6 protein-coding genes, 2 tRNA genes and 3 rRNA genes are annotated in these 15,386 nt (G+C 59.9%); 8 read left to right on the plus strand and 3 right to left on the minus strand.

The window, feature by feature from the left end; all coding sequences use genetic code 11:
* Nucleotides 1-2 precede the first annotated feature (2 nt).
* Both pcaF and paaN read right to left on the minus strand, forming a co-directional pair.
* Nucleotides 3-1,205 carry a 3-oxoadipyl-CoA thiolase gene (pcaF, locus tag J3485_RS02635; RefSeq protein ID WP_206951036.1) on the minus strand — a complete coding sequence of 401 codons (1,203 nt, stop codon included), beginning with the start codon at nucleotides 1,203-1,205 and terminating at the stop codon, nucleotides 3-5.
* Between the two features lie 97 nt (nucleotides 1,206-1,302).
* Nucleotides 1,303-3,012, minus strand: coding sequence for a phenylacetic acid degradation protein PaaN (gene paaN, locus J3485_RS02640; RefSeq protein WP_206951037.1), 1,710 nt, complete (start codon nucleotides 3,010-3,012; stop codon nucleotides 1,303-1,305).
* A 164-nt stretch (nucleotides 3,013-3,176) separates the two neighbouring features.
* On the opposite strand from paaN, the gene J3485_RS02645 reads away from it, so the two are divergent.
* The 6 genes from J3485_RS02645 (at nucleotide 3,177) to rrf (ending at nucleotide 9,853) form a co-directional block, all read left to right on the plus strand.
* Nucleotides 3,177-3,953 carry an enoyl-CoA hydratase gene (locus J3485_RS02645; protein WP_206951038.1) on the plus strand — a complete coding sequence of 259 codons (777 nt, stop codon included), beginning with the start codon at nucleotides 3,177-3,179 and terminating at the stop codon, nucleotides 3,951-3,953.
* Nucleotides 3,954-4,454: 501 nt separating this feature from the next.
* Nucleotides 4,455-5,985, plus strand: a 16S ribosomal RNA gene (locus tag J3485_RS02650).
* Nucleotides 5,986-6,049: 64 nt separating this feature from the next.
* Nucleotides 6,050-6,126: transfer RNA gene (locus J3485_RS02655), tRNA-Ile, on the plus strand.
* 61 nt (nucleotides 6,127-6,187) lie between these two features.
* Nucleotides 6,188-6,263: transfer RNA gene (locus J3485_RS02660), tRNA-Ala, on the plus strand.
* A gap of 366 nt (nucleotides 6,264-6,629) precedes the next feature.
* A 23S ribosomal RNA gene (locus J3485_RS02665) occupies nucleotides 6,630-9,512 on the plus strand.
* A gap of 227 nt (nucleotides 9,513-9,739) precedes the next feature.
* Nucleotides 9,740-9,853 (plus strand): 5S ribosomal RNA (rrf, locus tag J3485_RS02670).
* The 16S, 23S and 5S rRNA genes sit together here with 2 tRNA genes alongside, the layout of an rRNA operon.
* A 162-nt stretch (nucleotides 9,854-10,015) precedes the next feature.
* Here the strand turns inward: rrf and J3485_RS02675 are convergent.
* On the minus strand, nucleotides 10,016-11,218 hold the full coding sequence (locus J3485_RS02675) for a M20 aminoacylase family protein (RefSeq protein WP_206951039.1): 1,203 nt from the start codon (nucleotides 11,216-11,218) through the stop codon (nucleotides 10,016-10,018).
* A 162-nt stretch (nucleotides 11,219-11,380) separates the two neighbouring features.
* Here J3485_RS02675 and J3485_RS02680 point away from each other — a divergent pair, with 162 nt between their 5' ends.
* Both J3485_RS02680 and J3485_RS02685 read left to right on the plus strand, forming a co-directional pair.
* Nucleotides 11,381-13,465 carry a molybdopterin-containing oxidoreductase family protein gene (locus J3485_RS02680; RefSeq protein ID WP_206951040.1) on the plus strand — a complete coding sequence of 695 codons (2,085 nt, stop codon included), beginning with the start codon at nucleotides 11,381-11,383 and terminating at the stop codon, nucleotides 13,463-13,465.
* A gap of 122 nt (nucleotides 13,466-13,587) precedes the next feature.
* Nucleotides 13,588-15,300 carry a long-chain fatty acid--CoA ligase gene (locus J3485_RS02685; RefSeq protein WP_206951041.1) on the plus strand — a complete coding sequence of 571 codons (1,713 nt, stop codon included), beginning with the start codon at nucleotides 13,588-13,590 and terminating at the stop codon, nucleotides 15,298-15,300.
* Nucleotides 15,301-15,386: the final 86 nt, after the last annotated feature.

Here is a 15,386-nt window from a genome sequence, read left to right on the forward strand (position 1 = left end):
CATTACACTCGCTCGATGGCAAGCGCAATGCCCTGGCCCACGCCGATGCACATCGTGCACAGCGCATAACGGCCGCCCGTACGCTCGAGCTGGTAGAGCGCGGTCGTAACGAGACGTGCGCCGGATGCGCCGAGCGGATGGCCGAGCGCGATGGCGCCGCCGTTCGGGTTCACGCGCGGGTCGTCGTCGGGCAGTCCCAGCATGCGCAGCACCGCGAGGCCTTGCGATGCGAACGCCTCGTTCAGTTCGATGACGTCGAATTGCGAGAGCGACATCTCGAGCCGTCGCAGCAGCTTCTGCGTGGCGGGCGCCGGTCCGATACCCATGATGCGCGGCTCGACGCCTGCCGTTGCCATGCCCAGAACGCGGGCGCGTCGGCGCAGGCCATACTGCGCGGCCGCTTCTTCATTGGCGAGCAGCAGCGCACAAGCGCCGTCGTTGACGCCGGATGCGTTGCCCGCCGTGACCGAGCCGTCGGGACGCACGACACCCTTGAGCTTGGCGAGGGCTTCCAGCGATGTTTCGCGCGGATGTTCGTCGCGCGTGACGATCAGCGGTTCGCCCTTTTTCTGAGGCACCTCGACCGCCACGATTTCCTGTGCCAGTGTGCCGTCTTGCTGCGCCCGCGCCGCCTTCTGCTGGCTGCGCAGCGCGAAAGCGTCTTGATCCGCCCGGCTCACCGAAAATTGCTCGGCGACGTTCTCGCCGGTCTCGGGCATCGAATCGACACCGTATTGCGCCTTCAGCCGCGCGTTGATAAAGCGCCAGCCGATGGTCGTATCGAATATGTCGGCTTGCCGCGAAAACGCACTCGTTGCTTTGCCCATCACGAACGGCGCTCGCGTCATGCTCTCCACGCCCCCCGCGATCATCAAGCGGGCGTCGCCGGCTTTGAGTGCGCGTGCCGCCGAGCCGACGGCATCCATGCCCGAGCCGCATAGCCGGTTGATCGTGGAGCCGGGCGCCTCGGTTGGCAAGCCGGCCAGTAGCGCTGCCATGCGCGCGACATTGCGGTTGTCTTCTCCGGCTTGATTCGCGCAACCGTAGAGGATGTCGTCCAGCGCGCGCCAGTCGACGTCTGGGTTTCGAGCGATGAGCGCCTTGATGGGAACCGCTGCGAGATCGTCGGCGCGAACGTCTTTCAGTGCGCCGCCGTAGCGGCCGATCGGAGTGCGAATGGCGTCGCAAATGTAGGCATCGGTCATTGGATGGTTTCCAGTGAGCGGACCCCGCCATTGCGGCGGGATCGATCGATTTCATATTAGCGGGAGCCGCCGTACCGGCTCCATTCGTCCGGACGGGCTATGCCGTTCGGCCAGCTTCCGCGGACAGCTCGCGTGGTGCAACATGGATTCGACTTTGCACGACTCGGAAGCGGTTTGCGACGAATGCCGCGTCGGTCAAGGCGGCATTGGCGGCTGGGTTGGCGCCGGTGCCGTGAAAGTCGGAGAACGCGGCCGACTGATTGACGAACACGCCGCCGGTCAGGTTGATCGAGAGCGCTACGCCGCCTTCGATGGCCGCATCGTGCGCCGCTTCGATCGTTGCTTCGTCGGTGCTGTATACCGAGAGCGTTAGGGCGCCATGTCGAGCGGCGAGGGAGCCGGCCAGTTCGAGGGATTGCCGAGTCGAGTCCGTGGCGATCACGAACGAGATAGGGCCGAACCATTCGCCCGTGAATTTCGCCGAATCTTCGGCTGCGTCCAGTTGCAGGATCAGAGGCGAGCGAACCCGCGCATGGGCAAACGCGGGGTGCTCGAGCGCTTGACTGTCTACGAGCACGCGGCCGAGCGAGCGTGCCTCGTCGATTCGGCGCGCGACAGCCTCGTTCTGGATCGCGCCGAGCAACTCCACGGCGCGCGCCGGTTCGGCCACGAGCTTTTGTACGGCGCTCGCGAGTGCTTGGGCGACCTCATCGAAGCTCGCACGGCCCTCGGCGGTGCGAATGCCGTCGCGGGGTACGTAGATGTTCTGTGGCGCCGTACACATTTGGCCCGAGTACAGCGCGAGCGAAAAGGCGATGTTGCGCACGGCAGCTTTCAAATCGTCCACCGAGTCGACGACGATCTGGTTGACGCCGGCCTTTTCGGTGAACACTTGCGCTTGATGTGCGTTGCGTTCGAGCCAAGTGCCGTTTTGCGTGCTGCCGGTGAAGTCGATCAGCTTGATGTCGGGGCGCAGGGCGATATCCTGCACGAGCGGGCCGTCGTTGGGCTCCGTGGCGAGCAGGGTGACCACGTTCGGATCGAACCCGGCTTCGCGCAACACTTCACGCGCGATCCGCACGGTGACGGCGAGCGGCAGGATCGCGCCGGGGTGCGGCTTCACGATCACCGCGTTGCCCGTTGCGAGGTCTGCAAAGAGTCCGGGGTAGCCGTTCCACGTGGGGAACGTGCAGCAGCCGAGCACGAGGCCGATGCCGCGCGGCACGATGGCATAGCGCTTATGCATCGCGAGCGGCGGGTTCTTGCCCTGCGGCTTTTCCCAGTGTGCGTCTGCCGGCACGCGGCGCAACTCGTTCCAGGCATAGGCGACGGCTTCGAGCGCGCGATCTTGCGCGTGCGGTCCGCCGGCTTGGAAGGCCATCATGAAGGCTTGACCGGTTGTATGCATCACGCTGTAGGCGATTTCAAAGCTCGCCCGATTCAACCGGTTCAGGATTTCGAGGCTCACGCCGACCCACGCCTCGGGGCCGGCCTTGCGCCAGGTCTGTTCGGCCGCGCCGGCAACGGCGATCAGCGCATCGGCGTCGGCTTTCGGATAGCGAACGCCGAGCGCAAAGCCGAAAGGCGATTGCTCGGCGCCGACCCACTCGCCGGTGCTCGGCTGATCGAGGGCGAATTCGCGGTCGAGGTGCGCCTTGAAGGCCGCTTCTCCGTCCGCGTTACCGGTTTCCCCGTACACTTTGGGGCTTGGCATTTCCGGAAACGGGCTCCAATAGCCGCGCGAGCCGATGGCTTCGAGGGCGTTCTTCAGCGTGTCTTCGTGCTTCGCAAATAGAGGATGGGTCATAGCGAGACAAGGGGGCGCAGGCCAGGCGTTTGGGGGAGCAGGCCGGTAATCGAAGGATCGTATCAATTAACCGACCGACCGGTTGGTTGGCGAATGTTAGCATTGTTTCCGGGCAGGCGCGAAAGCTTTTCGCGCCTCATCGACACCTAAAATTTGGAGGATGCATGAGCTACGAAAACATTCTGGTCGAAACGCGCGGGCGCGTCGGTCTCATAACATTGAACCGGCCGAAGGCGTTGAACGCGCTCAATGACGATTTGATGGACGAGCTCGGCGCAGCGCTCAAGGCGTTCGACGCCGACGAGAACATCGGCGCAATCGTCGTGACGGGCAGCGAAAAGGCGTTCGCGGCGGGTGCCGACATCGGCATGATGGCCACGTACAGCTACATGGATGCATATAAGGGCGACTACATCACGCGCAATTGGGAGGCGGTGCGCACGATCCGCAAGCCGGTCATTGCGGCGGTGAGTGGTTTCGCGCTCGGTGGCGGCTGCGAGCTAGCCATGATGTGCGACATCGTCATCGCTGCCGATACGGCGAAGTTCGGCCAACCCGAGATCAAGCTCGGCGTGATGCCAGGCGCGGGCGGCACGCAACGGCTGCCGCGGGTCGTCTCCAAAGCGAAGGCGATGGACATGTGTTTGACCGCGCGCTTCATGGATGCTGCCGAGGCGGAGCGGGCGGGCCTCGTGTCGCGCGTCGTCCCGGCGGCATCGCTGCTCGACGAGGCGCTTGGTGCAGCGGCGACGATCGCCGAATTCCCGTTGCCGGCCGTCATGATGGTGAAGGAGTCGATAAACAGCGCGTATGAAACAACGCTTGCCGAAGGTATTCGTTTCGAGCGCCGGCTGTTCCATTCGTTGTTCGCGACGGAGGATCAGAAAGAGGGCATGGCGGCGTTTCTCGAAAAGCGCAAACCGGTGTTCAAGAACCGCTGATTCGACTCGGCGCAATTTCCGCTTGCGCGGCCTGCGGAAGGTGCATAGAATTGCGCCCTTCGCGTCAGTCGATGGACGGCGCGAAAGAGAAGCGAGAGGTGGATGGAGTGTTGCTGCGCGGGGGTTTGCGCCAGGCTCCGACGGCGACGGTTCGATAGCGCGAGTGCTAAAAAAACAGTTGACGGTATGTGAAAGGTTCTGCATAATCTCGTTTCTCTGCTGCTGACGCAGCAACGCAAGACGGTCGGTGCTGGAAGGGTGGTTGTTCTGGCGCTGTTGGTTGAGCGACGCGATCTTTAAAAATTTACAGCCGATAAGTGTGGGCGCTTGATGGCGAACGCGAGGTTGGGTCTTCGGGCCTGGCCGAAAGCGAAAGTATCAAGTCTCACACAGTATTGAGGTAGGGTTCATCGAGAGATGGATTCGACCTGTCAGTACGTTGAGTGAGCGACCGATTCAAGACGTAGGCAACTACGTGAATCGAAAACAGTAACAGGCATTGAACTGAAGAGTTTGATCCTGGCTCAGATTGAACGCTGGCGGCATGCCTTACACATGCAAGTCGAACGGCAGCACGGGGGCAACCCTGGTGGCGAGTGGCGAACGGGTGAGTAATACATCGGAACGTGTCCTGGAGTGGGGGATAGCCCGGCGAAAGCCGGATTAATACCGCATACGCTCTATGGAGGAAAGCGGGGGATCTTCGGACCTCGCGCTCAAGGGGCGGCCGATGGCGGATTAGCTAGTTGGTGGGGTAAAGGCCTACCAAGGCGACGATCCGTAGCTGGTCTGAGAGGACGACCAGCCACACTGGGACTGAGACACGGCCCAGACTCCTACGGGAGGCAGCAGTGGGGAATTTTGGACAATGGGCGCAAGCCTGATCCAGCAATGCCGCGTGTGTGAAGAAGGCCTTCGGGTTGTAAAGCACTTTTGTCCGGAAAGAAATCTTCCTCGCTAATATCGAGGGGGGATGACGGTACCGGAAGAATAAGCACCGGCTAACTACGTGCCAGCAGCCGCGGTAATACGTAGGGTGCGAGCGTTAATCGGAATTACTGGGCGTAAAGCGTGCGCAGGCGGTTCGCTAAGACCGATGTGAAATCCCCGGGCTTAACCTGGGAACTGCATTGGTGACTGGCGAGCTAGAGTGTGGCAGAGGGGGGTAGAATTCCACGTGTAGCAGTGAAATGCGTAGAGATGTGGAGGAATACCGATGGCGAAGGCAGCCCCCTGGGCTAACACTGACGCTCATGCACGAAAGCGTGGGGAGCAAACAGGATTAGATACCCTGGTAGTCCACGCCCTAAACGATGTCAACTAGTTGTTGGGGATTCATTTCCTTAGTAACGAAGCTAACGCGTGAAGTTGACCGCCTGGGGAGTACGGTCGCAAGATTAAAACTCAAAGGAATTGACGGGGACCCGCACAAGCGGTGGATGATGTGGATTAATTCGATGCAACGCGAAAAACCTTACCTACCCTTGACATGGACGGAATCTTGCTGAGAGGTGAGAGTGCTCGAAAGAGAACCGTCACACAGGTGCTGCATGGCTGTCGTCAGCTCGTGTCGTGAGATGTTGGGTTAAGTCCCGCAACGAGCGCAACCCTTGTCCTTAGTTGCTACGCAAGAGCACTCTAAGGAGACTGCCGGTGACAAACCGGAGGAAGGTGGGGATGACGTCAAGTCCTCATGGCCCTTATGGGTAGGGCTTCACACGTCATACAATGGTCGGAACAGAGGGTTGCCAACCCGCGAGGGGGAGCTAATCCCAGAAAACCGATCGTAGTCCGGATTGCACTCTGCAACTCGAGTGCATGAAGCTGGAATCGCTAGTAATCGCGGATCAGCATGCCGCGGTGAATACGTTCCCGGGTCTTGTACACACCGCCCGTCACACCATGGGAGTGGGTTTTACCAGAAGTGGCTAGTCTAACCGCAAGGAGGACGGTCACCACGGTAGGATTCATGACTGGGGTGAAGTCGTAACAAGGTAGCCGTATCGGAAGGTGCGGCTGGATCACCTCCTTTCTCGAGCTGACGTGTTCAAGGTTGAGCGCTCACGCTTATCGGCTGTAGATCAAGACAGACTCAGGGGTCTGTAGCTCAGTTGGTTAGAGCACCGTCTTGATAAGGCGGGGGTCGTTGGTTCGAATCCAACCAGACCCACCATATGTCTGCGCCCCTGGGGAGCTCATCGAAGAGGTGGGCTGTCTGTGTCTGTACTGAGTGAGGGGGCATAGCTCAGCTGGGAGAGCACCTGCTTTGCAAGCAGGGGGTCGTCGGTTCGATCCCGTCTGCCTCCACCAACCACCAATGACAAGGGTTCGGCGCAAGGCGTTGCGCAGGAAGAGTCTTTGTCATTGGCGATTGAGCCAGTCAGAGCGACTGAAGTAGTCCGAGTCGGCTGTCGATCTTTAACAATCTGGAAGAAGTAGTAATGGATATTGGAAGCGTCTATGAGATGGACGTGGAAGATATCGATGGGTAGTGATTGTATCAAGTATGAAAAGTGATCGAAAGATGACTTGGAATACGGCACAACGCGAGAACTCAAACCTGTAGTGCGAGTGGTTCTAACCCCGTAGGTGGTACCTTCTAGGTGCCCCGCAAGGGGGCGAGCCCAGAGTAAGCGCTAAAGCGCTAACTCTGGCCGCGAGACGCTCTCGTTATAGGGTCAAGCGAACAAGTGCATGTGGTGGATGCCTTGGCGATCACAGGCGATGAAGGACGCGGTAGCCTGCGAAAAGCCCCGGGGAGCTGGCAAACGAGCTTTGATCCGGGGATGTCCGAATGGGGAAACCCACTCCGAATGGAGTATCGGTAGCTGAATACATAGGCTACGCGAAGCGAACGCGGCGAACTGAAACATCTAAGTAGCCGCAGGAAAAGAAATCAACCGAGATTCCCAAAGTAGTGGCGAGCGAAATGGGAAGAGCCTGTACGTGTTATCGATGTTGTTAGCTGAACGCTCTGGAAAGTGCGGCCATAGCAGGTGATAGCCCTGTAAGCGAAAACAGTGTTGAAGGACTAAGCGTACGAGAAGTAGGGCGGGACACGTGAAATCCTGTCTGAAGATGGGGGGACCATCCTCCAAGGCTAAATACTCGTGATCGACCGATAGTGAACCAGTACCGTGAGGGAAAGGCGAAAAGAACCCCGGGAGGGGAGTGAAATAGATCCTGAAACCGCATGCATACAAACAGTCGGAGCCTCGTAAGGGGTGACGGCGTACCTTTTGTATAATGGGTCAGCGACTTACGTTCAGTAGCAAGCTTAACTGATTAAGGCAGGCGTAGCGAAAGCGAGTCCGAATAGGGCGTTCAGTTGCTGGGCGTAGACCCGAAACCAGATGATCTATCCATGGCCAGGTTGAAGGTGCGGTAACACGTACTGGAGGACCGAACCCACTAACGTTGAAAAGTTAGGGGATGAGCTGTGGATAGGGGTGAAAGGCTAAACAAATCTGGAAATAGCTGGTTCTCTCCGAAAACTATTTAGGTAGTGCCTCGTGTATCACCTTCGGGGGTAGAGCACTGTCATGGTTGAAGGGTCCATTGCGGATTACTTCGCCATAGCAAACTCCGAATACCGAAGAGTGCAATCACGGGAGACAGACATCGGGTGCTAACGTCCGGTGTCAAGAGGGAAACAACCCAGACCGCCAGCTAAGGTCCCCAAGATTGGCTAAGTGGGAAACGAAGTGGGAAGGCTAAAACAGTCAGGAGGTTGGCTTAGAAGCAGCCACCCTTTAAAGAAAGCGTAATAGCTCACTGATCGAGTCGTCCTGCGCGGAAGATGTAACGGGGCTAAGCCAGTCACCGAAGCTGCGGATGCGTACGCAAGTGCGCATGGTAGGAGAGCGTTCCGTAAGCCTGCGAAGGTGCACCGTAAGGTGTGCTGGAGGTATCGGAAGTGCGAATGCTGACATGAGTAGCGATAAAGGGGGTGAAAGGCCCCCTCGCCGTAAGCCCAAGGTTTCCTACGCAACGTTCATCGGCGTAGGGTGAGTCGGCCCCTAAGGCGAGGCAGAAATGCGTAGCTGATGGGAAGCAGGTCAATATTCCTGCACCGTCGTGAGATGCGATGGGGGGACGGATCGCGGAAGGTTGTCCGGGTGTTGGAAGTCCCGGTCGCTGCATTGGAGAAGGCGCTTAGGCAAATCCGGGCGCGTAATTCAAGGGTGTGGCGCGAGCGGCCTAGTGCTGCGAAGCAATCGGAAGGGGTCCCAAGAAAAGCCTCTAAGCTTCAGTCTCATGATGACCGTACCGCAAACCGACACAGGTGGGCGAGATGAGTATTCTAAGGCGCTTGAGAGAACTCGGGAGAAGGAACTCGGCAAATTGGTACCGTAACTTCGGGATAAGGTACGCCCCTGTAGCTTGACTGGCCTGCGCCAGAAGGGTGAAGGGGTTGCAATAAACTGGTGGCTGCGACTGTTTAATAAAAACACAGCACTCTGCAAACACGAAAGTGGACGTATAGGGTGTGACGCCTGCCCGGTGCCGGAAGATTAAATGATGGGGTGCAAGCTCTTGATTGAAGTCCCGGTAAACGGCGGCCGTAACTATAACGGTCCTAAGGTAGCGAAATTCCTTGTCGGGTAAGTTCCGACCTGCACGAATGGCGTAACGATGGCCACACTGTCTCCTCCCGAGACTCAGCGAAGTTGAAGTGTTTGTGATGATGCAATCTACCCGCGGCTAGACGGAAAGACCCCATGAACCTTTACTGTAGCTTTGCATTGGACTTTGAACCGATCTGTGTAGGATAGGTGGGAGGCTATGAAGCGTGAACGCTAGTTTGCGTGGAGCCGTCCTTGAAATACCACCCTGGTTTGTTTGAGGTTCTAACCTTGGCCCGTGATCCGGGTCGGGGACAGTGCATGGTAGGCAGTTTGACTGGGGCGGTCTCCTCCCAAAGCGTAACGGAGGAGTACGAAGGTACGCTAGGTACGGTCGGAAATCGTGCTGATAGTGCAATGGCATAAGCGTGCTTAACTGCGAGACCGACAAGTCGAGCAGGTGCGAAAGCAGGTCATAGTGATCCGGTGGTTCTGTATGGAAGGGCCATCGCTCAACGGATAAAAGGTACTCTGGGGATAACAGGCTGATACCGCCCAAGAGTTCATATCGACGGCGGTGTTTGGCACCTCGATGTCGGCTCATCTCATCCTGGGGCTGTAGCCGGTCCCAAGGGTATGGCTGTTCGCCATTTAAAGAGGTACGTGAGCTGGGTTTAAAACGTCGTGAGACAGTTTGGTCCCTATCTGCCGTGGGCGTTGGATATTTGAAGGGGGCTGCTCCTAGTACGAGAGGACCGGAGTGGACGAACCTCTGGTGTACCGGTTGTCACGCCAGTGGCATCGCCGGGTAGCTATGTTCGGAAGAGATAACCGCTGAAAGCATCTAAGCGGGAAACTCGCCTTAAGATGAGATATCCCCGGGGCTTTAAGCCCCTTGAAGGGTCGTTCAAGACCAGGACGTTGATAGGTCGGGTGTGTACGTGCAGTAATGCACTTAGCTAACCGATACTAATTGCCCGTACGGCTTGATCCTATAACCGGAGCGTTTCGCCTTCAGTGTGTGTGCCTCAGCACCGACTGAAGAGCACCCCCGAACGGGGGCTCAGCGCTCAAGGTTTGACTCGCGTATCCGTGCCACGCAATCACCCCCCATCGATCACCCCCCATTACACCGAAACACCGAGCCCGCCCACACCGCGCGCTCAATACTTCTTCCCAGATTGGCTATGCGGCCCACAAGCCTCGTAGCAACAAGTCATGCCTGATGATCATAGCGAGTTGGTACCACCCCTTCCCATCCCGAACAGGACCGTGAAACGACTCCACGCCAATGATAGTGCGGATTGCCCGTGTGAAAGTAGGTCATCGTCAGGCTCCCTACCCTACAAACCCCCGTTAGCGCGCCCGCTACCGGGGGTTTGTGCTTTATGCTCGAACAAAAAGCAACGACTCAATCCACAAGCGCCCGCCGCACGCTGAGCGCCCGGCACCCACGCTGCGCGCGGGCGGCCGAACGCAAAACGCAAAACGCAATCGCTAGCGTGCAATCCCTTCGGCCAGGTAGCGCAGCGCGAGCCGCACCCAATACGTCGTTCCTACCGGCAGCAGTTCGTCGTTGAAGTCGTAACTGGCGTTGTGCAGCATACACGGCCCCATCCCGTGGCCCTCGTCGCGATGCCGGCCGTCACCGTTCCCGAGGAATGCATAGCAGCCGGGCTTCGCCTGCAGCATGAACGAGAAATCCTCCGCGCCCATTGTCGGCTCCACATTGTCCGCGACGTTCCCGGCACCCACGATTTCACGCATGACTTCGACCGCGAAACGCGTTTCCGCGGCACTGTTGATCGTCGGCGGGTAATTGCGGTTGAAAACGACGGTTGCCGAGCAATCGAATGCCGATGCGGTCGCTTCAGCAATCTTCGCCATCCTCGACTCGATGAGATCGAGGGGCTCGGTCGTAAACGTGCGCACAGTGCCGGCGAGCCACGCGTCGTTCGGAATCACATTGAGCGCATCGCCGGCGTGAATCTGCGTGATCGAAAGCACCGCCGTATCGATTGGCTTCTTGTTTCGTGTGATGATGCTTTGCAGTGCGTTGCCGATTTGAATGGCCGCGAAAACGGGATCTCGACCGTTGTGCGGCATGGCCGCATGCGCGCCGACGCCTTTTACGTCGATACGAAACTCGTTGCTCGATGCCATGATCGGCCCTTCGGTCACGCCGAACGCCCCCGCCGGCATACCGGGCCAATTGTGGATTCCGAATACGGCGTCGACAGGAAATTGCTCGAACAAGCCGTCCTCGATCATGGCGCGCGCGCCGGCGCCGCCTTCTTCCGCCGGCTGGAATATGAAGACGATCGTGCCGTCGAATTCGCCATGCTTGGCTAGGTGCTGCGCCGCGCCGAGCAACATGGCGGTGTGTCCGTCATGCCCGCAGGCGTGCATTTTTCCCGGCGCTTGGGAGCGATGCTCGAACGTATTGAGTTCCTCGATCGGCAAGGCGTCCATATCGGCTCGCAGACCGACCGACCGCGTGCCGGTGCCTCGCTGAAGCACGCCGACGACGCCCGTCTTGCCCAACCCTCGATGCACGCGCAGCCCCCACTTTTCAAGGCATTGTGCGACGAGATCGGCGGTACGCATCTCTTCGTAGCGCAATTCAGGATGAGCATGGATGCCGCGTCGCAGGGACTGAATTTCGTCTCGCGCGGCCAAGACTTCAGGGATGAGTTTCATGATTGCGTTCGACTTTGGAAGAAGGTTCCGGAATGTGACGCAGGTATCGAACGAACCATTCTACGCTGAACTGCATGGTGCCAATTTGGTGCAGTCGGCGAGCGCGAAAGTAATAGAATTGTCGGCCTGGCCTACGCATCACCGTCTCTAACGGAAGCCGCTATGAATGCGCCCCTCGAATTTGCCCGCGCCGTCTGTCCTCACGATTGCCCAGACACGTGCGCGATGCGCGTGACCGTCGCCGACGGCAAGGTAATCAAGGTCGCCGGCGATCCCGATCATGCGCCGACGCAAGGCGTCCTCTGTACGAAAGTCACCCGCTATCCCGAGCGCGTCCACCATGCACAGCGCCTGACGACGCCTTTGAAACGGGTCGGCCGCAAGGGCGAAGGCCGGTTCGAGCCGGTCAGTTGGGACGACGCACTGTCGCTCGCGGCGGGGCGGCTCTCCGAGATCGTCCAGCGTGAGCCGCAGGCGCTGCTACCTTATAGCTATGCCGGCACGATGGGTTTGGTGCAGGGCGAAAGCATCGCGCAACGCTTCTTTCACAAACTCGGGGCATCACGGCTCGATCGCACGATTTGCTCGGCTGCGGGGATGGCAGGGCTCAAATACACGTACGGTGCCTCGCTGGGGATGCATCTCGAATTCTTCGAGGAAAGCGAGCTCATTCTCATCTGGGGCGCCAATCCAATCACCTCGAGTCTGCATTTCTGGACGCGGGCCCAAGAGGCCAAGCGGCGCGGCGCGCGACTCGTCGCCATCGACCCCTATCGCTCGCTGACGGCAGAGAAGTGTCATCAGCACATCGCACTGCGTCCCGGAACGGACGGCGCTTTCGCGCTCGGAATGATTCATGTGCTGATTGCCGAGCATCTGATCGACCACGCGTACGTCGAAGCACATACGGTCGGCTTCGAGGCACTCAAGGCGCGCGCAGCGGCCTATCCGCCTGATCGCGTTGCGCAGATTTGCGGCATCGACGAAGGCGAACTCGTCGAACTCGCCCGGCTTTACGGCAAGACGCGCAAAGCGGCTATCCGTCTGAACTACGGGATGCAACGCGTGCGCGGCGGCGGCAATGCCACGCGCGCGATCGCCTGTTTGCCGTCGTTGACGGGCGCGTGGCGCGATCGAGCGGGCGGGTTGCTGTTGTCGTCATCGGGCTGGGTGCCGTTCGATAACGCGGCGCTGCAGCGGCCCGATCTGATCCCGGGCTGGCCAGCCGAGCTGCCACGCATCGTCAATATGAACGCCATCGGCGATGCGCTGCTGCATGAGGGCGACGCGACGTTCGGCCCCAAGATCGAGGCGCTGATCGTCTACAACTCGAATCCGGTCGCCGTGGCGCCCGATTCGGCACGCGTCGCGGCCGGGTTTGCGCGAGAGGATCTGTTTACGATCGTCCTCGAGCATTTCCAGACCGACACCGCCGATTACGCCGATCTCGTTCTGCCGGCCACGACGCAGCTCGAGCACTTCGATCTGCATCGGTCGTACGGCCATACCTATGTGATGGTCAATCGGCCCGCGATCGCACCGGTCGGAGACGCACGTCCCAACACCGAGATCTTTCGCGGCCTCGCGCGCCAAATGGGCCTGAGCGACCCCGCGCTGTTCGAAAGCGACGAAACCGTCGGACGAAACGGGCTGCGCTGGGATGATCCCGCGCTCGAAGGCATCGATTGGGCAAAGCTGAACGAGGCGGGCTGGGCGAAGCTGAACCTGCCCGATGCGCCGTTCGCCGATGGTGGCTTCCGCACGCCGTCGGGCAAATGCGAGTTCGAGAGCTCGCTGCTCGCACGCGAAGGGCTGGACCCGCTGCCCGATTACCTGCCGCCTTACGAATCGGCCGACGGCTCGCCCGAACTCGCGGCGCGCTATCCGCTCGCGATGATTTCGCCGCCCGCGCGCCACTTCCTCAACAGCACCTTCGTGAACGTCGACAGCCTGCGCGACAGCGAGCGCGAGCCGCATCTAGACATGCATCCGCTCGATGCAGCCGCACGCGGCATCAGCGAGGGCGATAACGTTCGCATTCGCAACGACCGCGGCGCGTTCCTCGCCCGCGTTCGGGTCACGGACCGCACACGAGAGGGCGTCGTCGTCGGGATGTCGATCTGGTGGAAAAAGCTTGCACCGGATGGGTGCAATGCGAATCAGGTGACGAGCCAGGCACTCACCGACCTCGGCGGCTCCGCGACATTCTACGATTGTCTCGTCGAAGTCGAGCACGCCGAGATCTGACCGTTGCGCAAGCGGTTTTCTCTAGTTCGAAGTCGGTGTCTAATCCGGTTGTTTCGAGCGAGGCGACCGGCTACGATGCGCTTTTTTTGCACGATCATTCGAATAAATTAGGGAGACGCCGCATGGAAAAAATTTGGTTGAAGTCCTACCCGTCCGGCGTTCCCGCCGAGATCGACGCTTCGGCTTACGCGTCGGTCGGCGATTTGCTCGAAGACAGCTTTCGGCAATACCACGCGTCGCGCGCATTCGCCTGCATGGGCAAGTCGATCACTTACGGCGAACTCGACACGCTTTCGCGCAAGGTTGCCGCGTGGTTCCAAGCGAAGGGGCTCGCTCGCGGGGCGCGCATCGCGATCATGATGCCGAACGTGCTGCAATATCCGGTCGTGCTGGCTGCCGTTTTGCGCGCGGGCTACGTCGTCGTGAACGTCAATCCGCTCTATACGCCGCGCGAGCTCGAGCATCAGTTGAAGGACAGCGGAGCAGAGGCCATCGTCATTCTCGAGAATTTCGCAGGGACACTGCAGGCGGTGGTACGCAACACGGCGATCAAGCATGTGGTCGTCGCGTCGATGGGCGATCTCATGGGCGCGAAAGGGCTGATCGTCAACTTCGTCGTGCGGCGGGTGAAGAAGATGGTGCCCGCTTGGAGTTTGCCCGGCCACGTGAAATTCAACGACGTCGTCGCGCAAGGCGCCCGGCTGCCGTTTGCCGCGGCCGCGCCGAGTCGGAGCGACATCGCGTTCCTGCAGTACACGGGCGGCACGACGGGCGTGGCCAAGGGGGCGATGCTCACGCACGGTAACATCGTGGCGAACGTGCTGCAGTCGGCGGCTTGGCATGCACCTGCCAACGCATTGCATGCCGACGTCGCGCAAATCGTCAACGTCATCGCGCTGCCGCTCTACCATATCTATGCGCTGACGGTCTGTGCGTTGCTGACTGTCCGCACGGGCGGTCTCGGCGTGCTGATTCCCAATCCGCGCGACATCGGCGGCATGATCAAGCAGTTGCGGGGCTACGCGATCAATACGTTCCCGGCCGTGAACACGCTCTACAACGCGATGCTCAATCATCCGGATTTCGGCAAGCTCGACTTTTCGAAATTGATGGTGGCCAACGCGGGCGGCATGGCCTTGCAGGAGGCCGTGGCCAAACGCTGGTACGAGCGCACGCATGTCCCGGTGATCGAGGGGTACGGCTTGTCGGAAACGTCGCCGAGCGCTTGCTGCAATCCCGTGACGGCCACCGAGTTCAGCGGCACGATCGGGCTGCCGATCCCATCGACCGAACTCGCGATTCGCGATGACGATGGCGCCGACCAACCCGTCGGCCAGCCCGGCGAAATCTGCATCCGCGGGCCGCAAGTGATGGCCGGCTACTGGAATCGCCCCGATGAAACCGCGAAGGTGATGACGGCCGACGGCTTCTTCAAAACGGGCGACATCGGCATCATGGACGAGCGCGGCTATTTCAAGATCATCGACCGCAAGAAGGACATGATTCTCGTCTCGGGATTCAACGTCTATCCGAACGAGATCGAAGACGTCGTCGCCAAGCTCCCCGGCGTGCTCGAGGTCGCGGCCGTCGGCGTGCCCGATGAGCATTCCGGCGAAGCGGTCAAGCTCGTTATCGTCAAGAAGGACCCGGCGCTCACGCAAGCCGACGTGCTGGCATTCTGCAAAGAGCAACTCACGGGCTATAAGCGGCCCAAGATCGTCGAGTTCCGCACCGAGTTGCCGAAGTCGAACGTCGGCAAGATCCTGCGCCGAGAGTTGCGCGATGCCGCCGCTGCGAGTTCCGCCGCGCAGGTCACGCCGGAGCGGAGCGCATAGCGCGTCGTGCCGCGGTGCGGTGCCGCAAAAGTGTCTATGCTGCGCGGGTTTTGCAACATCGTCTAAAATGCACGATTGGCCGCCGT

This window comes from Trinickia acidisoli, from assembly GCF_017315725.1.
Lineage (GTDB): Bacteria > Pseudomonadota > Gammaproteobacteria > Burkholderiales > Burkholderiaceae > Trinickia > Trinickia acidisoli.